This is a genomic window from Anaerohalosphaeraceae bacterium (assembly GCA_037479115.1).
In the GTDB taxonomy this organism is placed as follows: domain Bacteria; phylum Planctomycetota; class Phycisphaerae; order Sedimentisphaerales; family Anaerohalosphaeraceae; genus JAHDQI01.
Map to the genome: position 1 here is coordinate 102,398 of JBBFLK010000003.1, position 23,915 is coordinate 126,312.

General features: G+C 53.3%; 21 protein-coding genes. 12 read left to right on the forward strand and 9 right to left on the reverse strand.

Going from position 1 to position 23,915, the window contains the following annotated elements; translation table 11 throughout:
* Positions 1–117 precede the first annotated feature (117 nt).
* From WHS88_02455 to WHS88_02485, 7 genes are all read left to right on the forward strand, one after another.
* Positions 118–1,938 (forward strand): sodium:solute symporter family protein, encoded by a 1,821-nt coding sequence (locus tag WHS88_02455; GenBank protein MEJ5259032.1) that lies wholly within the window; start codon positions 118–120, stop codon positions 1,936–1,938.
* 12 nt (positions 1,939–1,950) lie between these two features.
* Positions 1,951–3,186, forward strand: a complete 1,236-nt coding sequence (locus WHS88_02460; protein ID MEJ5259033.1) for an AGE family epimerase/isomerase — start codon at positions 1,951–1,953, stop codon at positions 3,184–3,186.
* Positions 3,183–4,388, forward strand: coding sequence for a glycosidase (locus tag WHS88_02465; GenBank protein MEJ5259034.1), 1,206 nt, complete (start codon positions 3,183–3,185; stop codon positions 4,386–4,388). The genes WHS88_02460 and WHS88_02465 overlap by 4 nt, the downstream gene beginning before the upstream one ends.
* 441 nt (positions 4,389–4,829) lie before the next feature.
* Complete coding sequence (locus WHS88_02470) at positions 4,830–6,206, forward strand: hypothetical protein (protein MEJ5259035.1); 1,377 nt, start codon at positions 4,830–4,832, stop codon at positions 6,204–6,206.
* Positions 6,207–6,373: 167 nt separating this feature from the next.
* Entirely contained in the window at positions 6,374–7,000 is a 627-nt protein-coding gene (locus tag WHS88_02475) for a PEP-CTERM sorting domain-containing protein (protein ID MEJ5259036.1), read from the forward strand.
* Positions 7,001–7,109: 109 nt separating this feature from the next.
* Positions 7,110–9,008, forward strand: coding sequence for a cellulase family glycosylhydrolase (locus WHS88_02480; protein MEJ5259037.1), 1,899 nt, complete (start codon positions 7,110–7,112; stop codon positions 9,006–9,008).
* Positions 9,009–9,031: 23 nt separating this feature from the next.
* On the forward strand, positions 9,032–10,801 hold the full coding sequence (locus WHS88_02485; protein MEJ5259038.1) for a glycoside hydrolase family 44 protein: 1,770 nt from the start codon (positions 9,032–9,034) through the stop codon (positions 10,799–10,801).
* 18 nt (positions 10,802–10,819) lie between these two features.
* Here WHS88_02485 and phoU read toward each other — a convergent pair whose 3' ends face one another.
* The 9 genes from phoU to hisI all read right to left on the reverse strand — a co-directional run bounded on the left by phoU (position 10,820) and on the right by hisI (position 20,577).
* On the reverse strand, positions 10,820–11,485 hold the full coding sequence (gene phoU / locus WHS88_02490; GenBank protein ID MEJ5259039.1) for a phosphate signaling complex protein PhoU: 666 nt from the start codon (positions 11,483–11,485) through the stop codon (positions 10,820–10,822).
* Positions 11,486–11,502: 17 nt separating this feature from the next.
* A complete protein-coding gene (gene pstB, locus WHS88_02495; protein ID MEJ5259040.1) occupies positions 11,503–12,357 on the reverse strand; it encodes a phosphate ABC transporter ATP-binding protein PstB in 855 nt (284 codons plus the stop codon).
* A gap of 55 nt (positions 12,358–12,412) precedes the next feature.
* Positions 12,413–14,047, reverse strand: a complete 1,635-nt coding sequence (gene pstA, locus WHS88_02500; GenBank protein ID MEJ5259041.1) for a phosphate ABC transporter permease PstA — start codon at positions 14,045–14,047, stop codon at positions 12,413–12,415.
* The gene (gene pstC / locus WHS88_02505) at positions 14,044–15,027 is read right to left on the reverse strand and encodes a phosphate ABC transporter permease subunit PstC (protein ID MEJ5259042.1); all 984 of its coding nucleotides are present in this window, start codon (positions 15,025–15,027) and stop codon (positions 14,044–14,046) included. Before pstC ends, pstA begins: the two co-directional genes overlap by 4 nt.
* Before the next feature lie 31 nt (positions 15,028–15,058).
* Positions 15,059–15,895 (reverse strand): phosphate ABC transporter substrate-binding protein, encoded by an 837-nt coding sequence (locus tag WHS88_02510; protein ID MEJ5259043.1) that lies wholly within the window; start codon positions 15,893–15,895, stop codon positions 15,059–15,061.
* A 109-nt stretch (positions 15,896–16,004) separates the two neighbouring features.
* Positions 16,005–17,309 carry a putative porin gene (locus WHS88_02515; GenBank protein MEJ5259044.1) on the reverse strand — a complete coding sequence of 435 codons (1,305 nt, stop codon included), beginning with the start codon at positions 17,307–17,309 and terminating at the stop codon, positions 16,005–16,007.
* A 268-nt stretch (positions 17,310–17,577) separates the two neighbouring features.
* Entirely contained in the window at positions 17,578–19,362 is a 1,785-nt protein-coding gene (locus WHS88_02520; GenBank protein MEJ5259045.1) for an ATP-binding protein, read from the reverse strand.
* Positions 19,363–19,371: 9 nt separating this feature from the next.
* Positions 19,372–20,064, reverse strand: a complete 693-nt coding sequence (locus WHS88_02525) for a response regulator (protein ID MEJ5259046.1) — start codon at positions 20,062–20,064, stop codon at positions 19,372–19,374.
* A 96-nt stretch (positions 20,065–20,160) separates the two neighbouring features.
* Entirely contained in the window at positions 20,161–20,577 is a 417-nt protein-coding gene (gene hisI / locus WHS88_02530; GenBank protein ID MEJ5259047.1) for a phosphoribosyl-AMP cyclohydrolase, read from the reverse strand.
* A gap of 103 nt (positions 20,578–20,680) precedes the next feature.
* On the opposite strand from hisI, the gene WHS88_02535 reads away from it, so the two are divergent.
* The 5 genes from WHS88_02535 to WHS88_02555 all read left to right on the forward strand — a co-directional run bounded on the left by WHS88_02535 (position 20,681) and on the right by WHS88_02555 (position 23,906).
* The gene (locus WHS88_02535) at positions 20,681–21,715 is read left to right on the forward strand and encodes a lysylphosphatidylglycerol synthase transmembrane domain-containing protein (GenBank protein MEJ5259048.1); all 1,035 of its coding nucleotides are present in this window, start codon (positions 20,681–20,683) and stop codon (positions 21,713–21,715) included.
* A 232-nt stretch (positions 21,716–21,947) separates the two neighbouring features.
* The gene (locus tag WHS88_02540; GenBank protein ID MEJ5259049.1) at positions 21,948–22,616 is read left to right on the forward strand and encodes a DUF502 domain-containing protein; all 669 of its coding nucleotides are present in this window, start codon (positions 21,948–21,950) and stop codon (positions 22,614–22,616) included.
* A 30-nt stretch (positions 22,617–22,646) separates the two neighbouring features.
* Positions 22,647–23,003, forward strand: coding sequence for a ribosome-associated translation inhibitor RaiA (raiA, locus tag WHS88_02545; GenBank protein ID MEJ5259050.1), 357 nt, complete (start codon positions 22,647–22,649; stop codon positions 23,001–23,003).
* Positions 23,004–23,075: 72 nt separating this feature from the next.
* Positions 23,076–23,534, forward strand: a complete 459-nt coding sequence (locus WHS88_02550) for a PTS sugar transporter subunit IIA (GenBank protein ID MEJ5259051.1) — start codon at positions 23,076–23,078, stop codon at positions 23,532–23,534.
* A gap of 63 nt (positions 23,535–23,597) precedes the next feature.
* The gene (locus WHS88_02555; GenBank protein MEJ5259052.1) at positions 23,598–23,906 is read left to right on the forward strand and encodes an HPr family phosphocarrier protein; all 309 of its coding nucleotides are present in this window, start codon (positions 23,598–23,600) and stop codon (positions 23,904–23,906) included.
* Positions 23,907–23,915 lie beyond the last annotated feature (9 nt).

Sequence of the window (23,915 nt, forward strand, 5' to 3'; positions counted from 1 at the left end):
GCGGACAATTGTGCAGGAGTCGGCAGCAAGAAGAGTGTTATGCTCTTTGAGAGATTTGACGGAAAGCAGTTCGATTAGGGCAACCGGGGCGGAGAACGGAAGGGTCAGGGAAAACGAGTGAAGTTTACAACAATTGACATTGCTATTATTGTTTTCTATCTGGTGAGTGTTTTGACAATCGGGTTTCTCTGCTCCCGAAGGGCCGCGCAGAATATTCACTCCTATTTTCTGGGAGGCAATCGGATTCCGTATCCGCTGTTGGGGATTGCCAATGCCTCCGGGATGTTCGATATTACCGGCACGATGTGGCTGGTGACCTTCTTTTTCATTTACGGGATGAAAAGCGTTTTTATTCCGTGGCTGTGGCCGATTTTTAATCAGGTCTTTCTGATGATTTATCTGGCCCGATGGCTGCGGCGTTCGGGAGTGATGACCGGGGCGGAGTGGATTGGTTTTCGCTTCGGACAGGGAGTGGGAGCCGCGCTGTCGCATATTATTGTGGTGGTCTTTGCGCTGGTGAGTGTGGTGAGCATGCTGGCGTATTCGTTTCAGGGAATCGGCAAATTTGCGGCCGTTTTCTTTCCGTGGGATTGGTCTCCGGCGGTTTATGCGATAGTCCTGATGGGAATTACAACGGTGTATGTCATTGCCGGCGGAATGTACAGCGTGGTGGTGACGGATTTGCTTCAGTACGCGATTCTGACTGCATCGGGCGTCTGCATTGCCTGGATTGCCATGACGCGGACGACGGCCGGACAGATTGCGGCCGCTGTTCCGGCCGGCTGGGCAGATTTGTTTTTCGGCTGGAAACTGAATCTGGACTGGTCGGGACTGCTGGAGGCGGGCAATACAAAGATTGCTCAGGACGGCTGGGAATATTTTACGGTGTTTGTGCTGCTGATGCTGTTTAAGGGGATTCCGGCCAGCATGGCGGGGCCTGCGCCGAATTACGATATGCAGCGCATTTTGGCGACGCGGAACCCCCGCGAGGCCGGACTGATGAGCTGGTTTACCTGTGTGGCGCTTTTTGTGCCGCGGTATCTGATGGTGGCCTCCATCGGAGTTCTTGGACTTGTGTTTTATCGGCAGACGCTGAATGAAATGGGTACGCAGGTGGATTTTGAACAGGTGATGCCGTATGTGCTGAACCATTTTGTCCCGAGCGGCTTGCTGGGGTTTATGCTGGCGGGTCTGCTGGCGGCGTTTATGAGCACATTTGACTGCACGGTGAATGCCGGTGCTTCCTATGCAGTCAAAGACCTTTACCAGCGGTATATCCGTCCGGATGCTTCGTCCAAGCGGCTGGTTCGGATGAGTTATCTCAGTTCCCTGCTGATTGTACTGGCGGGAATCGGGGTGGGATTTACGGCCAAGTCGATTCATCAGATTTGTGAGTGGATTGTGGCGGGACTGTACGGCGGGTATGTCGCGCCGAATGTGCTCAAGTGGCACTGGTGGCGGTTCAATGGGTATGGGTATTTTGCCGGGATGGCGGCCGGTCTGGCGGCGTCGCTTCTCTTTCCGCTGATTCTGCCGGGGAGGCCGTCTTTGTATACGTTCCCGCTGCTGTTCGGCATCAGTCTGGCGGCCTCCATCGGGGTTTCGCTGATGACCCGACCGGATAACCTGGAGGTGCTGAAGCGGTTTTATGTCCGCACGCGTCCGTGGGGATTTTGGGGCCCGGTTCTGCAGGCCGTTCAGCAGGAGAATGCCTCTTTTGTGCCGAATCGCTGTTTTCGGCAGGATATGGTGAATGCGGCGGTAGGAATTGTCTGGCAGCTGAGTTTGTGCACCCTGCCGTTTTATTTCGTCCTGCGGCATTGGAAAGGATTCTGGGTGTCGGCGGCGGTTCTGGCGGCAACGTCGCTTTTTCTGAAATGGAACTGGTATGACCGGCTGGAGGATGAACCGGAGTCTTCCGAAGCAGCTGCTTTCTGAAAGAGAATTGCGATGAATGACCAAGCCGTTGGACATTTTTTGAAGCAGGTGGAGGAGGAGCTCAAAGGGAACATCCTGCCGTTTTGGCTCACCCACCTGCGGGATACAAAGACCGGTGCTTTTATCGGCCGGCTCAGCAATGATTTGGTAGCGGATCAGACAGCCCCGAACGGATTGATTCTGTGTACGCGGCTTTTGTGGACGTTTTCGTCGCTGGCCCTGTTTCTCCACGACGACCGATGCAAAAAGATGGCACACCTTGCCTATCAGTTTCTCCGAAGAGATTTCTGGGATAATCAGTACGGAGGAGGGTATTGGCAGGTTGGGCCGCAAGGCCCTCTTCAGACGCAGAAAAAAACATATGGACAGGCATTTTTGATTTACAGTTTGGCTGAGTATTACCGGCTGACCCGAAGGCCCGAACCGCTGGCCATGGCGATGGAGGTTTTTGAGCGATTGGAAGAGCATGCTCTGGATGAAGAGGCCGGGGGATATTGGGAGGTCATGGAGCGGGACTGGACCTTGGCGGCCAAACAGCAGCTCAGTGACGGAGATATGACGGCCCCCAAATCGATGAATGCCCACCTGCATTTGCTGGAGGCTTTTGCTGAGTTGTATTCGGTTCGTCCGGACAGGCGAATCGGCATCCGTCTGGAGGAATTGGTTGAGATATTCCGACAGAAGATTCTGGATGAGCATTCGCATCATTTCGGTTTGTTTTTTGAGCGAAACTGGGAAAGACTGACCCAGCGGGTTTCCTTCGGGCACGATATTGAAGGCAGCTGGCTGCTGTGCCGGGCCGCAGAGGTGCTGGGGGCGGAGAAATGGGGACCGCGGGTGGTGCCCGTATCGCTGAACATAGCCGAAGCAGTCTTGGGGGAGGGGCTCGACACGGACGGCAGCCTGCTGTTTGAACGGGATGAACAGGGGCAGGTCAATGCCGAAAAGCATTTCTGGTGCCAGGCGGAAGCTGTTGTGGGCTTGCTGAATGCCTACCAGCTGAGTGCACGCCAGGAGTTTTACGAAGCCGCCTGGAACGTCTGGCGGTTTATTGAAGACTACCAGATCGACCGAACATACGGCGAATGGTTCTGGAAGCTGGATGCCGGCCGCAAGCCTGACCTGTCCATGCCGAAAGTTTCCGAGTGGAAGTGTCCCTATCACAACAGTCGGGCCTGCATGGAAGCCATCCGACGTCTGAAAATGATTCAGGAGGAGCGTATTTTGAGCGGGCAGACCCTGCAATGAAAAGTCTGGGAGAGTATCAAAGGGCGGTCGAGCAGATTCACAACGAGCATCGCCGGCTGCTGGAGCGGAAAAATCGTCCGGCAGAACGGGACGGGCTGTTTCAGCGGTACCTGTATCCGGTGCTCACGCGGGAGCATGTTCCGCCGTCGTGGCGCTATGAATTCGACCCGCAGCGTAATCCGTTTCTGCTGGAGCGGCTGGCGGTCAACTCCGTATTCAATGCCGGCGCCATAAAAATAGGGGATTCCTTTCTGCTGGCGGCTCGGGTGGAAGGGGCCGACCGCAAGTCTTTTTTTGCGATTGTCGAAAGCAAATCGGGAATTGAAGGATTTCGCTTCTGGGAGCGGCCTGTGGAGATGCCGGAACTGGAGGAGTCCGAGACCAACTTGTACGATTTGCGGCTGACGGCACACGAAGACGGCTGGATTTACGGGGTGTTTTGTGTGGAGTCGAAGGACCCTGCAGCGCCGCCGGAGGATACCTCGTCCGCCGTGGCCCAGGCGGGGATTGCACGAACGAAGGATTTGAAGAAATGGGAGCGGCTGGCAAATCTGAAAACCCCCTCGCCGCAGCAGCGGAATGTGGTGCTGCATCCGGAGTTTGTCAACGGCTGTTATGGATTCTATACGCGGCCGCAGGACGGATTTATTCAGACCGGCTCCGGCGGCGGAATCGGCTGGGGGACCTGCAGGAACATCGAAGAAGCCGTTCTGACGGAGGAAATCATTGTCGATGAAAAGCGGTATCATACAATCAAAGAGGTAAAGAACGGACTGGGCCCGGCGCCGATAAAAACCCGATACGGCTGGCTGCATCTGGCCCACGGCGTGCGGAATACGGCGGCGGGGCTTCGGTATGTTTTGTACGTGTTTATGACGGATTTGAAGTGCCCGTGGAAGGTCACACATCGTCCGGGCGGCTATGTGCTGGCTCCGCGGGGGCCGGAGCGGGTCGGCGATGTTTCGAATGTACTGTTCAGCAACGGATGGATTCTGGATGACGACGGGACTGTTTATCTTTATTACGGCTCGTCGGATACGCGGCTGCATGTGGCGACCTGTTCGCTGGAGGCGCTGGTGGACTATACGCTGAACACGCCGGAGGACGGCGGACGAACCCGTGTGTGTGTCCGGCAGCGCATCGAATTGATCGAACGCAATGAACAATGGCTCAGGAAGGCGGGTTTGGAGGGACGGTGTTGAAAAACCGGGAGCAATTGGAGGGGAAGGGATGTATGGAAAAATTACCGCAAAAAAAATTTTTCGAGCTGATGAAGGCCCCGGTCAGAAAGGACGTCCGAAGGGTCCGATAACGGCCGTCTGTTACGGATAAAAAATATTGAAAATGCAACTTGTTCTATATCAGAGAGTTATGTTCTCAAGATTTTTGAAATGGTCAGACTCGAACTGTCTCAACGGCATCTGCTGGACCCTTTGGAGTGCTTCTGAAAAGACCGCAAATATTTACGCAAATATTATTTTTCGGTTTTTGGCTTGACTTTAAGGGTTGTTTCTTGGATAATCAGAGCAAAACGGGAAGGGTAATAAGGAAGACAAATGCACTTCATCCAAATTGACATGTCAAGTCAGTCAAAAGTTTTCCCAATCAACGTTCTTTTTGCAATTCAGGAAAGGAGAGTGGTTATGAAAAAATGGTTGGCGGCGTTGATGCTTTTGGGCTGGGCGGCTTCAGGATATGCTGTGATGCTGGCGGATTTTGAAACCGGCTTGGATGGTTTTGTGGCGACGGGGACGCCGGCTCCGACTTTGAGTCTGAGTACACAAGAGGGAGCGGTGACGTCGGGGTCTCAATGTTTGAGGGTGTATCATAACGGGACCAACTTCTGGCCCCTGCGCTGGGTAGCCCCCTCTGTTCCGACTCGGTTGGGGAAACTCCAGATTGATATTACCTGCTTTGCGGCGGATTGGCCGACTCAGCCGTGGACGCGGTTCTGCGAGAAGATTGCCCTGCAGAGCAATGCTCCGGGCGGCGGATGGGTGGAATATACAACCACCACGGCAAACTGGACCAACCGTCTGACGGGCGAGCCGGCACCGGTGGACTGGGGTGCCTGGGATGGGGATATGTTCCGCACGGTGACGATTGATATTTCCAACTATAATTTGACGGGAGCGACTTATTTCCAGATTAATCTGTCTTTCAACTGCTCAACGGCAGGCCCCTATTATATTGATGCGGTTCGATTTGTCGATGAACCGCATGACCCGCATCCGGCGAACAACGGCGTAGCGGTGATTGGGTATGATACGGAACTGTCGTGGACGAATGCGACGGATTCGCTGAACTGGGTGAAAGTCTGGTTCGGCGCGCCCGTGGAGAATCCGAATGACCCCAATACAATCCTTTCACCGGACACGTACAAAAACCTCCTGACAAACATCTATACAGAAATCAATCCGGGAGCCACCAGCAGCTGTCCGATGCCGTCTCTGACCGATGGGGTCAAATACACTTGGGTTATCGAAAGCGACCCGAACACGATTCCTCTTGCGTTCTGGACATTCACGGCTTCGACGAATGTACCTCCGACGGCAAATGCCGGAGCGGATCAATATCTGTGGCTGGGCGGCAATCCGAGCGTGGTACTGACGCTGAACGGAAGTGCTTCGACGGATGACGGTCAGCCGGGGCCGCTCAGTTATCTGTGGGAGCAGACGGCGGGACCTGCGGTAACGATTACGAATCCGAATGCGGCCGTAACGACTGTAACTCTGACGGAACTGGCGAATACGACAGAGGAAGGTTCTGCGGAACCGTACGAATTCCGGCTGACGGTGGATGACGGGCAGTTTACCTCCTCTGATACGGTTCGGGTGACGCTGAATACGGATTCGTGCCGGGCAACGATTGAAGCCGGCGGTTATTATTTCTACGGCGATATTGCCGGGCCGAACGGCGCCGGCGGAAATAACCGCGACTGCAAGGTGGATTTGTATGACCTGGCGGAAGTGGCGGTCAACTGGCTGGGCTGCTCGAACATCTTTGAGGCATGTGATTAAGGAGAATATGTTGCGAGGGTCTTGCTGATAAAAAGGCAGGACCCTCGCCTTCTGTGTTTTTGATTCATGGTTTTTAAGAAAGTGTGCGTGTGAGAGTGTGTGAGGGTGTTTACGTCAGTTGAGAATAGTTCGAATTCAATAAGGTTTTCAGAAAGGAGAAGGATAAGATGAAGAAATGTTTACTGATGATGTTTGCGATGGGGATTGTCTCCGTCAGCCAGGCCGTTGTCATCGGCGACTTTGAAACCGGAATGGACAACTGGGGACCGAGCTGGGAAGGCGGAGCAACATTCACCATCGGTTCGGTGCCGGGAACCGTTACGCGGGGGGACAACAGCGTAGCCGTAAAACTTTCAGACGGCGGATACTGGAAGATGCTCTGGAGTGCGCCTGCGGCCCCGGGACAGCTGAACAACGTGATTCTGACATTCGATGTGACGATGTATGCCAATGAGTGGACGGGCAATAACTGGACCAAGGTTGCCGATAAGATTGCATTCAACAGCGACAGCGGCTGGCAGGAGTGGACGACGGCGACGGCCGTGGACCGTCTGACGGGACTGCCGACCTCGACCGACTGGGGGCCCTGGGCGGGCGATGCCTTCAAGACGTATCGGCTGGAAATTCCCAGCTACAACGCCCTGAACTGGTTCCAGATTGTAATTTCTTTCCAGCAGAATCCTGTGGACGGCGCCGGGAATTTCTATATTGACAATATCCAGCTGATTCCGGAGCCGACCACGATGGCTCTGCTGGGGCTGGGCGGGGTGCTGACAATCCGCAGACGGCGCTGAAAAAGCCCGGTATCAAGCGGCAGAATGCGGCTGAAAGAAAAAGAAAGGGTCGGAAAGATTTCCCGCCGGCCCTTTCTTTCTATCTGTCTATACAGACGAAGGGGGTGTTATGGTCCCAAAGACCGTCCGCCGGATTATCGGAACTTTAGATAGGATTCTTTTCTATTTGGCTTTCTGGTTTCTACTGGGGTTGAACGGGATGCCGCTGTACGCCGCCACCCCTTGGCTGCGGGCGGACGGCAATGTTCTCAAAGACCCGGCCGGCAATATCGTGGTGCTGCGAGGCGTCAGTTTGATGGACCTGGGGGCCACACAGCTGTGGTATGGCGGCGTTATCAATATGATTAACCGGCTCACGAATCAAACGGATACGCAGGGCGGTTCGCCGGGCTGGTATCCGCGGGTCATTCGGCTTCCGATTTATCCGTCGGATGAGGATGATTTTGCCAGCCCGTGGACCTTCGTGCCCGGCAGCGACCACTTTTACAACAACCTCCTTCGGTCGGTTGTGGATTACTGCCGAACCAAAGATTTGTATGTGATTATCGATCTGCACTACATCGCCAATACGTATGACCATGTTCCAATGGCTTCGGCCTTCTGGGCCTATATGGCGCCCCGTTTTGCCAATGACAGCCATGTGATTTTTGAACTGTTCAATGAGCCCATCAATCCGGGCAGCTCCGATTTGAACCGCTGGCTGAGCGTGCGGGCGGATATGCAGACCTGGATTGATATTGTCCGCAGTTATGCTCCGAATAACCTGATTCTGGTGGCCGGTCCGAGCTATTCGCAAATCATCGGGCCGGCAGCGACCCATCCGGTCAGCGACCCGGTCGGCGGGCAGAATATCGCGTATGTCTCGCATTTGTATCCCGGACATCTGGACGGAACCTGGGGCAATCCGCAGTGGTACATAAACCATGTACAGACCTGTGCGGCGGTGTATCCGGTCTTTATGACCGAATGGGGCTTCAGCGCCGCCGGCGGAACGGGACTGACCGGTTCGATTACGACGTACGGACAGCCCCTGCTGGACTGGGCGGACGGGCTGAAAATCAGCCAGACTGCCTGGGTGGCCAGTTATGACTGGCGGCCGTCGATTTTTTATCCAAATTGGACCTTGCGCTGCGGCGAAGAGGAAATGGGCTGTTTTTTGAAGAACAGACTCTATCAGAAGCGAAATGACGACCAGCCCAGTGAAGGGACGGGGCTTCCGCCGACTTGTTCTCTGCTTTGGCCTGCCGGGACGGTTCGAATCCCTTCCGGAAGAAATCTGACGCTGCGGGCGGAGGCCTTGGACCCGGATGGGGCCATTGCCAAAGTCGAATTTTATCGGGGAACCGTCAAACTGGGTGAGGATGCATCGAGTCCTTATGAGTTTTTCTGGGCCGACATTCCGGCCGGCACTTATACCCTGAAAGTCAAAGCTGTTGACAACAGCGGACGCTGGACGTATTCCTCGCCGGCTGTCCTGAATGTCGGAGGCAGTCCGGTTCCGCAGACAGTTCGATATGAAGCGGAAAACGCGGTTTATACCGGCGAAGTTACCCGTCGAAGTTCGACAGCAGCCGGCGGCGGTGCCTATCTGGATATGAGAGACTCCGGCACCATCACCTGGACGGTCGAAGTCCCGTCTGCCGGTTCATATCAGGCCGTTTTCCGATATAATCTTTTTTACGGTACCCCCAAAACTCAATATTTGCGTGTCAATGGTGTCCCATCCGGAACGGTGGTCTTTGATGACGCTCAGACGCAGACCTGGCTGACCAAAACGATTCCGGTTTCGCTGAATGCTGGGCAGAATACTCTTGCGATTGAAAAATATTGGGGCTGGATGTATTTTGACTATCTGGAGCTGATTATACCGTCTTCTCTCTGTGCGTACGGTGACCTGAATCAGGATTGTCAGGTCAATCTGGAGGATTTGGCGGTTTTGGCGGCAGGATGGCTGAATCCCTATCAGATGTCGGAGATGGCGGACGTGTCGTCCGACTGGGGGAATTGAAAACAGTTGAGCGGAGGATGATGATGAGACCGTTAGAGTGGTTTTTTGGGGGGGTCTGTGTGGTTTCAGCAGCGGCCTGGGGGGCTATTTCGGTTCAGTATTCTATCAACACGGAAAGCGGGCGGGCGATGATCAGTCCCTATATTTACGGGGCCAACTTCGACCATGTTACCTGCGGGAATCTGACGGTACGGCGAATGGGAGGAAACCGCACGACGGGGTATAACTGGGAGAACAATTTCTCCAATGCAGGCAGCGACTGGTATCATTCGAGCGACCGGTATATGTCCGCTTATCTGCCGTGGAATCAGCAGCTGATACCCGGCAAGGTCTATGCGGATTTTCGACAGGCCGATATCCAAGCCGGACGCGCATCGGTGTTGACCCTGCAGATGGCCGGCTATGTAGCGGCGGATGACTGGGGGACGGTCACGGAAGCCCAAACGGCCCCCTCCTCCCGCTGGAAAGAAGTGGTCTATAAGAAAAATGCCCCGTTTTGTGTACCGGCGGGAAGCCCCAGTACGACGGACAACTTCGTGTATATGGATGAGTTTGTCAATTATCTGGTGACAACCTTCGGGAATGCCAACACTCCGACAGGGGTGAAGTTTTATTCGCTGGACAATGAGCCGGCCCTGTGGGCTTATACGCATCCCCGGATTCATCCCAATAAGGTGGGCTGTGTGGAGCTGATTAACAGAAGTACGGCCCTGGCGTCGGCGGTTAAGGATGTGGACCCGTATGCACAGATTACCGGGCCGGTCCTGTATGGCTTTGCCGCGTTTTTGCATCTGCAGGATGCCCCTGACTGGAACAGCGTCAAGGGCAGTTACTCCTGGTTCATCGATTACTATCTGGTTCAGATGAAAAACGCCGGCACATCGGCCGGCCGGCGGCTTTTGGATGTGCTGGATTTGCATTGGTATCCGGAAGCACGCGACAATAACAATGTACGAATTACCGATTTTGCGGCAACGGAGACCAATTATGTCACGCGAATGCAGGCGCCGCGAACGCTGTGGGACAGCGGATATATTGAAAACAGCTGGATTGGTCAGTGGTTCAGCAGTTATCTGCCCCTGCTGCCGAAGATTTTCAATTCCATTCAGACGTATTATCCGGGAACCAAACTGGCGTTTACAGAATACAATTACGGCGGCGAAAACCATATCTCCGGCGGCATTGCTCAGGCGGATGTGCTGGGAATATTCGGGAAATACGGTGTGTATCTGGCGGCGTACTGGGGTGCCAACGGAGTTTATACCAACGCAGCGTTTAATCTGTACCGCAATTATGACGGCAACGGCTCAACGTTCGGCGATGTGAAGGTATCCGCCTCGATGTCGGATAAGGTCAACAGTTCCATTTATGCATCGATGTTTTCCGGACTCAACAACCGTCTTCATTTGATTGTTTTGAATAAACATCTGACGGAACCCATCAGCGGAAGTTTCGTCATCAACAGTCCCTGCCTTTATACCTCCGGTCGTGTGTGGGCCTTTGACGGCTCCAGCACCTCCATTACGGAGCGGACACCTGTTTCCGCGATTGTCAATAATGCGTTTTCCTACAGCATTCCGCCTCTAACGGCATGCCATTTTGTGCTTCAGTCCGAGCGGCCTTTGGCGGATTTGTCAGGGGATTGTCAGGTCGGGCTGGAGGATTTGGCCCTGTTCTGCGGGCAGTGGCTCGCAGAAGGGCTGGGACCGCAAAGCAGCTGCGGCGATTTCAATCGGGACGGTGTAATCGACGGGGCCGACTGGCGGTTTTTAGCCGACAGCTGGCTGCACTAACCCGGACCTTTCTTGGCCTTATCGATGGTCCTGCTTTTTGTGGCGGATGATGTGCCCTTCCACGAGGTAAATCACATCTTCAGCGATATTCGTGGCGTGGTCGGCAATGCGTTCCAGATGCCGCGAAACCGAAAGCAGATGCATCAGCAATTCCATCTGTTCCGGATGTGAGCGGATGCGGTCCTGAATGTACGCATACATTTGTTTGTGAAGGGCGTCCACTTCGTCATCGCTCAGGCAGACGTGGTGGGCGATTCGGCAGTCCAGATTGACCAGGGCGTCGATGCTTCGGCGGACCATAAACTGGCTTTTTTCGGCCATTTCTTCCAGATTCGGCGGGATTTGAATCTGTTCCTGCGAGGACAGATATTCCGCCCGCTCCGCAATGTTGACGGCCAGGTCGCCGATGCGCTCCAGGTCATTGTTGATTTTCAGGGCCGTAATGATGTATCGCAGGTCGATGGCGACGGGCTGATAGAGCGCCAGCATTTTCAGGCATTCTTCCTCAATATCGACTTCCTTGCGGTCAATCTCCGTATCCCGGTCAACAACCTGCCGGGCCAGCGTTCCATCCCAGGTTTCGACGGCTTTGACGGCTTTCCAGAGATGTTCTTCGACCCGTGAGCACTGCTCCAGAAGCATTTGCTTGAGATTCTCAATCTCCCGTTTGAGATGAACGGACATATCCGAATTCCTTTCGTTTATCCAAATCGCCCTGTGATGTAGTCTTCGGTTTCTTTTTTGGCGGGGTTGGTAAAGAGCACATCGGTCCGGCCGTATTCGATGAGTTTGCCCAGGCAGAAAAAGGCGGTGCGGTCGCTGACGCGTGCCGCCTGCTGCATATTGTGTGTGACAATCACGATGGTGTACGTGCCTTTCAGAGAAGCAATGAGTTCTTCAATTCGGGCGGTCGCCAGCGGGTCAAGGGCGGAGCAGGGTTCGTCCATCAGAATGACTTTGGGCTTATTGGCCAGCGTACGGGCGATGCACAGCCGCTGCTGCTGTCCGCCGGACAAGGCCAGGGCGGATTTGGATAAATCCTCCTTGACCTCCTCCCACAGCGCCGCATCACGAAGGCACCGTTCGACGATAGCATCCAGTTCTGAGCGGCGCCGGATTCCCTGAAGACGCGGACCATACGCCACGTTGTCATAGATGCTTTTGGCGAAGGGATTCGGCTTCTGAAAAACCATTCCGACCTGCTGACGCAGGTTAACCAGGTTGGTATTTTTGTCATAGACATTTTGTCCGCCGACGGTCAGCAGTCCGTCCGCCCGGGTGTTCGGAATCAGGTCATTCATCCGGTTGATGCACCGCAGAAACGTGCTTTTTCCACAGCCGCTGGGGCCGATAATCGCGGTCACGGAGCCGGCCTCAATGTCCATCGTAATGTTCTCGACACCAATTTTCGAACCGTAGTAAAAGCTGAAGTCTTTGGCTTGAATAATAATCCGTTCCGGCCGGACGGTCTGCTGGATTTCCGGTTTTGCTTCCGGTTCAGCCAGCCGGATCGGACCGGGCTGTCGAGGGTCGGACTGTGGAGAAAGACGTTCCATTTTCGGCCTCTGTGGGTGTTGTTTTTTCTGAATATTATCCGAAGAAAGCAGCATTTTAAATCCCTTGCAGTTTTCGGCTCATTCGCCATCGCAGGAAGATGGCCGCTAAATTCAGCACGAGAACCAGCAGAATCAGCGTCATCACCATTCCGAACTGGTTGTGAGGCACCTGCATAGCCAGGCGGTCCCCGACGGTTATATCATAGCACCCGTATGAAAGGGCCCGGGTCGGCTGAAAAAGCCATTTCAAATGAAGCCCGATGTTCGGAATCGGTCCGAGGGCGACAGCACCGGCAAAAAGAATCGGGGCGGTCTCACCGGCGGCACGGCTTAAGCTCAGAATAATACCGGTCAGAATGCCCGGCCCGGCGGCCGGCAGGGTGACGGTCAGAAATGTCCTGAATTTGCCCGCTCCCAGGGCCAGCGATGCTTCTTTATAGGACTGCGGCACAGCCCGAATGGCTTCTTCAGAGGCCCGGATTATCACGGGCAGGACCAGAAGGGCCAGGGTCATTGAGGCGGACAGAATACAGGGTTTGCCGACCATCAGAACAAAGAAAGCCAGCCCGAAAAGCCCATAGACGATACTCGGAACACCGGCCAGGGTATTGATGCAGGTGCGGATGACCCGTGTGGTGATTCCGTCCGCGGCATATTCCACCAGATAGGCGGCGGACAGCACGCCCAGCGGAACGGCGAAACACATCGAAAGAACGGTCAGCAGGAGTGTGCCGAGGACTTCCGGGCCGGCGCCGCCGAAGTAATGTCCGGCGGTGCTGTCGTCCAGAAAATACCGCCAGTAAATTGTCGGGCGGGGCTGAAGCATCGCGGCAAGATTCTGCTCCACCATCGAAAACAGAGGAGCCAGTTCCGTTTTTCCGAAAATCCCTTCGTCCGGGTCATCCCGGCGGATTTGTTTGGGAATCAGCCGTTTGTCGTCTTTGCCGGAGGGAACCCATTTGGTTTGATAAATCAGATAGTGAAGATGTTTTTGAGCCACATCCCAGCGCGTGGCGCCGAACCGGTCCTGCGGCAGAGGCGGGACGGATTCGCCGGGCAGCGGACCGAACAGTTTCCGCATTTCTGTTTTGACAATATCCAGTTCAGCAGCGTATTCGGACCGGCGGGACAAATCAATTTCCTGAAGAATCTGCCGGTACTGTTTGGAAAGCGAAAAGACAATTTCAAACGGACTGTTCTGAAAGCGGGAATTGGACCGCTGGGCATCGACGGTATCCAGCAGTGATTCCGCCTCCGCTTTATCCACTGTGTCCAGGGCCTGCAGAAAGGCATCCCGAATCTCCTTGGCCTGTTCGCGAAGCCGGGCGTATTCTTCATCTGCGACTTCCAGATAGCGAAGATGGCGGCCGAGCTGCTGATAAGCGGAACGGGCTTCCCGACTCAAAAGGGCGGTGTCAATTCCCCGGCTGAAATGCTCCAGCAGGTCCAGGGCCTCCCGGCGAGCCTGATTTGTTTGAGCCGTTCGCCTTTCCAGGTCTTCCGCCTTTCCCCGTTTGAACAGTTCTTTCTGCATTTTATCGAATTCGACGGTCTTTCGGAAGAAGACGGCTTTGCTGCCTTTCCAGAGCATCGGAAACAGGAAGAGCATCAGGGCAACCGCCAGAAACAGTACGGAACTGCTGCACAGGGCCGTAAAAAACGCATTTTTTATTTGACGCCAGAGAGTCATCGCTTCGACTTTTTCATTTGCAGAATAAAATGTTCACTCAGCAGATTCAGACAAAAGGTGAAAATCAGCAAAACCAGACCGATGGCAAAAAGCGAATGAAAGTGAATTGTGCCCTGCGGCACTTCGCCCAGTTCGCCGGCGATGGTGGCGGTCATCGTGCGGACGGATTGAGACAAATCCCACCAGGGAGAGGGAATCTGCGTGGCATTGCCGGAGGCCATCCAGACCACCATCGTTTCTCCGACAGCACGCATCATCCCGAGGATTACGGCCGCCAAAATGCCGCTGTGGGCGGCGGGAATCACAACCCGCAGAAGCGTTTCCGCCCGCGTGGCGCCCAGACCATAGGATGCCTCGCGAATTTCTCGTCCGACGGCCGTAAGGGCATCTTCCGCCACACTGATGATGGTCGGCATCGCCATAATTGACAGGATTATCGAAGCATTCAGGGCATTGGTGCCGGTCGAAAACCCCAGATGTTTCTGAAGCCAGGGGGCTACAACCATCACCGCAAAAACCCCATAGGCCACCGAAGGAATAGCGGCCAGAATTTCAATCAGGGGCTTGCAGACCTGACGTGTGCGAAAGGAAGCAATGTCGCTCAGAAAGACGGCGGCCAGCAGGCCGGTCGGTACGGCAATCAGCAGGGAGGTGACGGTGACATAAAAAGACCCGGCAATGATAGCCAGAATGCCGTATTCCGGATGAGCCTGGTGTTCAGGAAACCAGCGCCGGCTCGTAAGAAACTCTGTGATTCTCTCTCGGGGTGAAACTCCGCTTTCCGTAAAGAAAGGAGCTGCCTGGCGAATGACAAAAACGAAAATCAGAAGAACGGCTGCTACCGAGCAGAATGTGACGACAAACAGAAAAGACTTCACAAACCAGGATAGCAGGGTGCTTCGCAGGTCATCTCGAAACGTAAGACGCAGCGGCCGGGGAAACCGTACCGCTTCATCTGATTGACTGACGGCTGTTGTCATACCTTGCCTCAGGAGTCTTGGGTGAGCCGTATTAATATTCAGTCAACGGTACAAATCCCTTGGCTTCAATAATCTCCTGCCCTTTTTCCGTCAGATAGAAGGTGCAGAAGGCATGTACAATCGAACCGAGTTTGGGATAGCCGTTCGTGAAGAGAAACAGAGGCCGGCTGACAGGATAGATGCCTTTGGCGATCGTAGAGCGGGTCGGCGTAACGCCGTTGATTTTCAGGGGTTTGACATACCGGTCAAGGAATCCGATGCCGACATATCCGATGGCGCCGGGGGTGCTTCGAATCCGGGCATGGGCCTGCGGATTGGAGTTGACGTATTCAACGTTAGGGGCCATCTTCTCATTGTTCATTACCATCGAATGGAAGGATTCATAGGTGCCGCTGGAGGTGTCCCGGCTGACGGGAACAATCGGCATATCCGGACCGCCCAGCTCTTTCCAGTTCGTGATTTTGCCCATGTAGATATCCCGAACCTGGTCCATGCGAAGTTCAGAAATCGGATTGGAAGGGTGGACGACGATGCAGACCCCGTCCATCGCAATCACGTGGGCCACGGGATAAACTCCTTTTTCAATGGCCTGCTGGAACTCCTTGTCTTTCATAAAACGGCTCATCATCGCGATGTCGCATCGGCCGTCAATGAGAGCCGCTGCGCCATCCCCGCTGCCGGTTTTCTTGACCGTGATGGAGACATCCGGATGCAGTTCCTTGAATACCTCGGCAAAGGCATCCCCAAGCGGCCCTACAGTGGTTGAGCCGTCGATTTGGAGAACTTTATCAGCGGCTCCGGCCCAACAGACAAGAAGACTGAATCCAATCAGTACTGTTGACAGATTTCTGAACTGATACGCGCTCATTCTTTTCCCTTTCCATTCATTTAAAAAAAGAAATGTCCTGTAGAATATTCCGTACTCTACAGGACATCTGTTAGCGTTTCGTTAGGAAACGGTTAATAGGTCGTGAAAATCAGAATTTCACGACAAAATCGAGCTGGATACGCTTGTAATCTTCGTTTGGTTTCTGTTCGAGTTTGTCAGCTAAATAATAGCTAATGCCAAAGGAAGCATTCTTGGCGAGGATGTAGGTCCAGTTTATCTTGTGTCCTTTTACGTTTGTCCCGCCGTCTGCAAAGTCGGAATCGGCAAACGCGCCCAGCACAGCATCGGCTTCGAGGTCACGATAGCTGTAGGTGAAATCCCATGTGCCAGGGTCTTTGGCCTTGTTGAAGGTAAAGCCGGCCAGCCAGCCGGTATCCTCCTTAACGCCGGAGGCTGTATTAATGACATAGTCACCGAATGCGGCAAACGGATAGGAGCCGAGTTTGAAGGCATACTGACCGAAGGCATTGACGAGGTTATAATCATAGAGGTAGTTTGTGCCGCCATTGGAGTTGCCCGCGGCTCCGTTGTCGATGACCTGGCTGTTAATAGCGGGAAGAGCTTGCCCTTCGACGTTGGAGTAGTCGTAGTAGGACACTCCGAAGGTGGCTTTGGATTTATCCTCAAAGGTATGAGCCAGGCCGACTTGTCCGCCGAACATCCGCTTGTCGGCTGAACTGCCGTTTTCTTCGATATAGCCGACAAAGGCATTGATAAACAGCTCATCTTTTTCCGTCCAGGGTTTGGTGTACTGCAGACCAATTCCTTCCGGATTGACATCGCTGTCCCAAATTAAGTCACTTTTGCCGACGTAGAAAGGATTGTAGGTCTTACCGGCAAGGACGGTCAGACCTTCAACGGCTTTTGGCGTGTAGGCCACATAGGCCCGGTCAACCCAGAGGTTTTTGCCGGCCCAGTAGTCACCAAGGGTCTGGTTGGCGGCGTTGGCAGCGGAACCCGGGATAATCGCACCGTCTTCATCTTTGAGGAATTCAGAAGTGGCTACTCGGAAGTCGAAGAGATATTCCTCATTGATTTGGAACTGTACGCCGACACGGGCGCGGATGCGGTGACGGTCGTCCTTCGGATCAGACTTCCAATCCCGATCGCGGCACTCATACCGATAGCGGAAATCCCCGTAGAGTTTGATTTTTTCCAGCCAGCTGAGCGTCTCGGGGATTTCAAAGCCGCCGCTTTCCTGCACTTTGGCAAGCTTCTGGGCCTGTTCCTTTTGAGCGGCCTCCATCTTGAGCAGGCGGTTGTTCATTTCTGCCAGCTGGTTGTACAGTTTTTCCTGTTCTTTTCGCAGTTCGCTGATTTCATCGGCCCAGGCGGTGCCGAAAAGCAGAACTGCGAAAACCGCCGTCCATGTCCATTTCCATTTTCCTGTCATAACTGTACCTCCACATAAAGGAATAATTGCGTGTTCAAACCGCTTGAAGACACGCCGAATTTCCTTCAAAAAACGGTTAATTCGTTTTCAAAGAAGTTTTTCCCGGATAAAAAATTATCGTCAGATTTCCGTTTTTTCTGAATTTTCCGGGTGAAAAATCCGGAGGGTTTGAAATGGCAGGCAGCCCCTGCTTTTTAGGGAGTCCTAAAAAAAAGAGCACGACAATACAGATACTTTATGAAGCGGTTTGGCCGGGCAGTCAAACAGGTCAGGAATTTTCTGCAGGCAAAAAAATGGAAAACGTGCTTCCTTTGCCCACGGTGCTGTCCACCTGGACCGTGCCGTTGTGAGCCAGGACGATGTGTTTGACAATAGCCAGACCCAGTCCGGTACCGCCTAAAGCACGGCTGCGGGCCTTATCAGCCCGATAGAACCGTTCGAACAGACGCGGCAGATGTTCTTTGGCAATCCCGCAGCCGCTGTCTTTTACGTCGATGCGAATGGAGGGCCCCTCACGAGAGGCCTGAAGAAGGATAGATTGGCCTGTTTCGCTGTATTTTATCGCATTATCAATCAGGTTAACCAGGGCCTGAATAAGCAAAGAAGAGTTGACAAAGGCTGTCAGGTTATCCGGACAGTTGATTTGCAGGGAGATTTGTTTCTGGTTGGCCTGGTGCAGACAGCATTCAACGGCTTCTTTAAGAACGGTTTTCAAAGAAACGGTCTGGCGGGTGATGGCGGATTCCTGGGTCTGCTGTTCAATGGCTGACAGGGTCAAAAGGTCTTCGATGATGGAATTGAGCCGTTCCGTCTGGCGGCGCATGATTTCCAGGAATCGATGGAGGTCTTCGGGGTTGTCTTTCGCACCGTCCAGGAGCGTTTCAATGAAGCCCTTAATACTGGTAACAGGGGTTTTCAGCTCATGGGAGACATTCGCCACAAAATCGCTTTTGACCCGCTGGGCTTTATACACATCCGTAATATCGTTAAGAACAATCAGGGTTCCGATGCGGTTTCCTTCCCGATCCATCAGAACACTGCTGCGGGCCTGAATGGAACGGGATTGGTCAGGTTCCCGAAACAGCAAATGTTCTTCCAGGGATTCCGCACTGACCAGGGCCTTTTGGACGAAGTCGTGAAATTGCGTGTTGCGGATAATTTCCGGCAGCGTCCGCCCGACCGGGTCCGGGACGGTAATCTGCAGAAGTTTACAGGCGGCGTTATTAATACTGATACAGCGGTTTTGCAGGTCCATCGCCAGAACGCCTTCGCTCATGCTGGTCAAAACAGCCTGCTGTTCATTCCGCTGAGCGGTAATGGTGTCCAGCCGCTGAATCAGTTCCTGAGCCATTTTGTTCATGGATTTGGCCAGCGAGGCAAACTCCCGTGTCCTGGCCGGCGGCATCCGGACGCTTACATCTCCTTCGGCCAGCCGGCGGGCGGCCGCCTCCATTTCTTTCAGCGGTCTGGTCAGACGCCAGCAGATCAGCCACAGCAGCAGGGCCAGAAAAACTCCCGCAGGAACAGCGGAGAGCATCATCTGGCGGCGGATTTGCCCTAAAATCTCATCCATTTGTTTGACGGATGCGGCGGTGCGGATAAACAGAGAGGGGTTCTCCGCCGGATAGGGAACGGCGACGTATAGAAAACGCTCTCCGAGAGTCGTGCTGGGGCGGATATCATATCCCACATGCCCGCCAAGGGCCTGCTGAATTTCCGGTCGGGAAAGATGGTTGTCCATCAGCGAGGGGTCTTTGTCGGATTCGCCCAGCACCTTTCCATCCAGGGTGATGACGGTGATGCGGGTGGCGGTTTGACGGCCGAGTGTTTTGCACAACTGGTCAATGGCCGGCGGGTCAAACGGCTCTTTGACGGCAGCGGCAATTTGCGACTGAACAAAGACCGCACGGATTCGCAGCTCTTCCTTTTTTTCTTCCAGGAAATTCTTTTGGAGAACAGTAGACAGGGTCCAATACAGGGCAGCCAGGAAACAGAGCAGGAGGATGAGAACTGCCGGATAAATTTGCCAGAGAAGAGCCTGCCGTTTGGCCATAAAGAGCGTTCAGCTTTCCTCCCGAAAACGATAGCCGACTCCCCGAACCGTTTCAATCAGGTCGCCGGCCTTGCCGAGTTTCTTTCGCAGGCCGACAATCTGCACGTCCACAGACCGGTCGGTGACAGGATAGTCAGGCCCGTGGACAGCATCGACAATCTGATAGCGGGTGAAGACCCAGCCGGGACGAGCAGCCAGAAAATGCAGCATCTTGAATTCTGTAGAAGTCAGCTCCACTTCTTTGCCGTTTACAAAAGTTCGGTGTCGGCCCGGGTCTATTTCTATATTGTGTATCTTGATAACCGATTTCTCACTCGGCGGCGGCGCTTCTGTACGCCGCAAGACGGCTTTAATTCGGGCCAGGAGAACTTGCGGGCTGAAAGGTTTGGTAATGTAATCATCCGCTCCCGCCTCCAATCCTGCGACTATATCGGATTCTGTCCCTTTAGCGGTCAGAATGATCACGGGAATTCTCGATAGGTCCGTACTGCTTTTTAGAGTCCGACAGACCTGAAGCCCATCGATTTTGGGTATCATTAAATCAAGCAATACAAGGTCCGGTTTTGTTGTTTCTGCCTTGGCCAAGGCAGTTTTCCCGTCCAAAGCCGCCTCGCATTGATAGCCGTTCTTGCGAAGATTATATTGAATCAGCTCTTGAACATCTTCTTCATCTTCTACAATCAAAATCTTTTTGGGAACCATTTTGTTTCCTCAAATTTAGGTTTTTTCTTGTTCCCATTTACTTTCGGATTGTTCGAATAGGATTAAGAAGATGTTAGAAAGCTGTTTAGGTGCCGCTTATTTCTTTTTGTATGCCTCTTTCGGGTCATAGACCTTTTGTGCCACCAGCTCCAACTGTTCGGAGGTGCCTTTTTTCAAAGCCCGATAAAAACAGGATTGATAGCCTACATGGCATTGCCCTTGGTCCACTTCCACCTTTAGAAGAAGACAATCCTGGTCGCAATCTGTCAGAATTTGCACGACTTTTTGGACGTGACCGCTCTCCTCCCCTTTTTTCCACAGTTTTTTTCTGGAGCGGCTGTAATATACGGCATTCCCGGTCTGAATCGTCAGCTTAAGGGCCTCCTCATTCATATAAGCAACCATCAGCACTTGCCCGGACCGAGCGTCCTGAGCGATTGCGGTAATCAGACCGTTTGCATCAAAACGTGGAGTGAATTGAAATCCTTCCTCCAATTGGACATCTGCTGCCACTAAAGTTTCCTTTCCGAAATTGACCATTCCTGTTTGACCATCTTGCCGCTTTTTGTTTTAACGGGTATGATACGGAAAAACAAGCATTTATCAGGAAGATTCGTTGCACGAAAGGCAGCAGACGATTCGGAATAGGGTGTTTTTTGTCCTTCGGCTCTGTGTCGTCGCGGGGGCGTGCTATCTGATTTTTAAAAATCTGAACTATCAGGAATTTGCCGGTTCTTTCAAACAGCTCAAGGCCTGGGTTATTGGAGTCGCCGTTGCCGTTAAATTTATCACGGAAAGTGCAATGGCCTTCCGCTGGTGGATTCTCCTGCGTGCGTTGGGGGTTTTTATCCCTCTGAAAACGGCTCTTCGGCTCCATTTTCACGGACTTTTTTTCAGCAGTTTTCTGCCGAGCTCGACAGGGGGCGATTTTATTCGAGCCTGGTATGTGACTCGACATACCGAGAAACGAGGTCTGTCAGCGCTGAGTGTTTTTGTGGATCGATTTGCCGGATTGTTTTCCACGGCCTTGATTGCAGTTGTAACCTTTGTTTTCTGGTTTGACAGGTCCGTTTGGCCCTTGGCAGATGCCGGAACGGCCGGCCAAACGATAAGCCGCTTTATTCTGATTTCCATCGTGTTAAGTGTTTTGGTGTTGTCCGCCGGTTTGTTCTGGATTGTACGGAAAACCCCAAACCGGGTTTCTGAAACTGACGGGTTTTTGGTAAAAATCATTCAAAAATCCCTTCTTTATACCAGAGAAATCATATCAGCATTCTTCCGAAAATGGTGGCTTTTTCCCGTCCTGATTTCCCTTACGATTCTTTTTCAGAGTCTGACTTTTATCAGTTTTTGGCTGATTGGGATGGATTTGGGGGTTGCCGGGCAGTTACGACATTATTTTTTGTTCTTTCCGCTGGTGTGGGTGATTGGGGTTATTCCGGTCAGCATAGCCGGTCTGGGGATTTTGGAGGGAGGGGTCGTTCTGCTGTTTGTCAAAGTTGCCGGGGCCAGTCCGGAGACGGCGGCTGCTTTGGCGGTTTGCCAGCGGGCCCTGTTTTTGATTGTTTCGATTCCGGGTATTTTTGTCCACTTGAGAGCGGATTATCTGCCCAAGACCAAAGAACATATTTTTATTGACGGGTCGGAGTAATTCGGATACATTCAGCCCATTGTAAGATATTGTACGGCAAGTCCTTTGGACAGCGAAACGCCGGGGACGAGCCGTTCGCAGCCCCGTAAATAAGGATAGACGGGGGCCTTAAATAAAGAAACTTTCACGGCTGTCGTGATAGTGATAAACTTTTCAGCCCGACCTAAGATGGTTAGGGTAAAAATCGGACATGCAGGCATTGCGAAACTTCAAGACCTATTTTTTCAGGGGGATGGCAGCACTCCTGCCGACAATCCTGACTATCTGGATATTTGTTCAATTGTATGTTTTTATTCAGGATTCCGTTAGTATTTATGTAAATAGGGCCTTGGTTTGGGTTTTGCACTCGCTGAATACCGCCTGGGAGAAGGATTTTCTCGAATCCTTTTGGGTGTACGGCCCCGGAAAAATTTCCGGTTTCATTATTACGATTGTCGGGGTTGTGATTCTGGGGGCGTTTTTGGCGAGCATGGCAGGACGGACCCTGTGGCATTTTTGGGAAAGGATTTTTTTTAAAATCCCCCTGATAAAACAGGTTTATCCGTATATCAAGCAGGTGACGGACTTTTTTCTGGTCCGGAGGGAGCTGGCTTTTAATCGGGTTGTGGCGCTGGAATATCCGCGCAAGGGAATCTGGTCGATTGGGCTTGTGACGGGGCAGGGACTTCAGGGGGTTACCCGAAACAACCCTCAAAGTTATTTGACGGTTTTTGTTCCGTCTTCACCGACCCCGTTTACCGGGTATGTGGTTACGGTTCCCCGGGAAGACGTGCTGGAGCTGGATTTGACGATTGAAGAGGCCCTTCGATTTGTCATCAGCGGCGGAGTGATTACGCCGACGGAACATCAGGCCTTTCAGCAGGCCCTGCGTCAGGAAAAGGAAAAACAAGCTGTTTCGTAATACAAACCTTTATTGGAAAAGGGGATATCGATGCTTTTTACGATTACCGGTCGGCATATTGAAATTACGGATGCGATTCGGGACCATGCCAAAAAGCGAGCCGATAAGCTGCCGCGGTTTCACAGCAATATCGCCCGCGTGGAGGTTTTGGTGGAGGAAGGGGAAGGTCCCAATTTTACGGTGGAAGTCATCTCGCATGTTGAGCACGAAGACTTGATCGCCGCCAAAGAGATGCGTCCGGACCTCTATGCCGCGCTGGATGCTGCCTTTGACAAAATGGTCCGACAGCTGAAAAAGAAGAAGGAAAAGCAGCGGAACAACAAACGGAGCGGAGTGGTCGGACCGGAAGTATTCGGAGGGGAACCGGAGCGGGAGGATGTGGCCTAAAACATTTGCCCGGCGAAAGCGGGACCTGTCTGTGCCCGAATGCCGGAACTGCATTTTGGTTCAGGAGTCCGTATGAAATTGTCAGACATTGTGTGTTTTTCGGCAATCGTCCCGGAGCTGGAGGCCAAGGACCGCAATGGGGCGATTCGGGAATTGGTAGGGCTTCTTCATCAAAGCGGCTGTTTGGGAACCTGTGACCCGGAGAAACTGGTTCGTGCGATTATTCAGCGGGAAAATGAAGCCAGTACCGGCATGGGCAAAGGGGTGGCTCTTCCGCATATTAAGGCGGAGGGAATCGCCGAGCCGGTCGCTGCCATCGGACGGAGCAGTCATGGAATCGATTTTCGGGCGCTCGACAAGCAGCCGGTCTATACGGTTCTGCTGCTGGTCAGCCCCAAAGACAACCCGGATAAGCATCTTCAGGCCATGGAGATTCTGTTCCGGAATCTGAATCAGGACGATTTTCGGCGGTTTCTGCGTCAGGCCCAGACGGCCGAGGAGATTGCTGAGATTATACGAGATGCCGGCTGAGGCGCATGTTCGGAACGTTGCAGAAAGCGGAAACGACAGATTCCAGACAAAGGCGAATGGATTGTGAGTGAACCGGTTGCGGAAATTGAGGTGGAGATTCAGAATGAAGAGGGTCTTCATTTGCGCCCTGCGGTGCAGTTTGTGGACCTGGCCAGCCGGTTTCGCTCTGCGATAACGGTGTCGCACGGTTCGGTTCAGGCGGACGCCAAGAGTGTGATGGAAATGACCCTTTTGGCGGCGGCGTGCGGCAGCCGTCTGAAAATTCGGGCTGTCGGTCCGGATGCCCACGAGGCGATTGCGGCTCTCGGGGAGCTGGTCGCAAAAAATTTCCATTCGGCCCCCCAGTCAGCGGATGCGAGAAAAAAAGGATAACCTGCCGAC

Coding starts and splice junctions, on each gene's coding strand:
- WHS88_02485 (MEJ5259038.1), top strand. CDS start 9,032: ATGAGACCGTTAGAGTGGTTTTTTGGGGGGGTCTGTGTGGTTTCAGCA.
- WHS88_02550 (MEJ5259051.1), top strand. CDS start 23,076: ATGAAATTGTCAGACATTGTGTGTTTTTCGGCAATCGTCCCGGAGCTG.
- phoU (MEJ5259039.1), bottom strand. CDS start 11,485: ATGTCCGTTCATCTCAAACGGGAGATTGAGAATCTCAAGCAAATGCTT.
- WHS88_02510 (MEJ5259043.1), bottom strand. CDS start 15,895: ATGAGCGCGTATCAGTTCAGAAATCTGTCAACAGTACTGATTGGATTC.
- WHS88_02515 (MEJ5259044.1), bottom strand. CDS start 17,309: ATGACAGGAAAATGGAAATGGACATGGACGGCGGTTTTCGCAGTTCTG.
- WHS88_02480 (MEJ5259037.1), top strand. CDS start 7,110: ATGGTCCCAAAGACCGTCCGCCGGATTATCGGAACTTTAGATAGGATT.
- pstB (MEJ5259040.1), bottom strand. CDS start 12,357: ATGGAACGTCTTTCTCCACAGTCCGACCCTCGACAGCCCGGTCCGATC.
- WHS88_02460 (MEJ5259033.1), top strand. CDS start 1,951: ATGAATGACCAAGCCGTTGGACATTTTTTGAAGCAGGTGGAGGAGGAG.
- WHS88_02465 (MEJ5259034.1), top strand. CDS start 3,183: ATGAAAAGTCTGGGAGAGTATCAAAGGGCGGTCGAGCAGATTCACAAC.
- pstC (MEJ5259042.1), bottom strand. CDS start 15,027: ATGACAACAGCCGTCAGTCAATCAGATGAAGCGGTACGGTTTCCCCGG.
- WHS88_02540 (MEJ5259049.1), top strand. CDS start 21,948: ATGGCAGCACTCCTGCCGACAATCCTGACTATCTGGATATTTGTTCAA.
- WHS88_02475 (MEJ5259036.1), top strand. CDS start 6,374: ATGAAGAAATGTTTACTGATGATGTTTGCGATGGGGATTGTCTCCGTC.
- raiA (MEJ5259050.1), top strand. CDS start 22,647: ATGCTTTTTACGATTACCGGTCGGCATATTGAAATTACGGATGCGATT.
- WHS88_02525 (MEJ5259046.1), bottom strand. CDS start 20,064: ATGGTTCCCAAAAAGATTTTGATTGTAGAAGATGAAGAAGATGTTCAA.
- WHS88_02470 (MEJ5259035.1), top strand. CDS start 4,830: ATGAAAAAATGGTTGGCGGCGTTGATGCTTTTGGGCTGGGCGGCTTCA.
- WHS88_02520 (MEJ5259045.1), bottom strand. CDS start 19,362: ATGGCCAAACGGCAGGCTCTTCTCTGGCAAATTTATCCGGCAGTTCTC.
- pstA (MEJ5259041.1), bottom strand. CDS start 14,047: ATGACTCTCTGGCGTCAAATAAAAAATGCGTTTTTTACGGCCCTGTGC.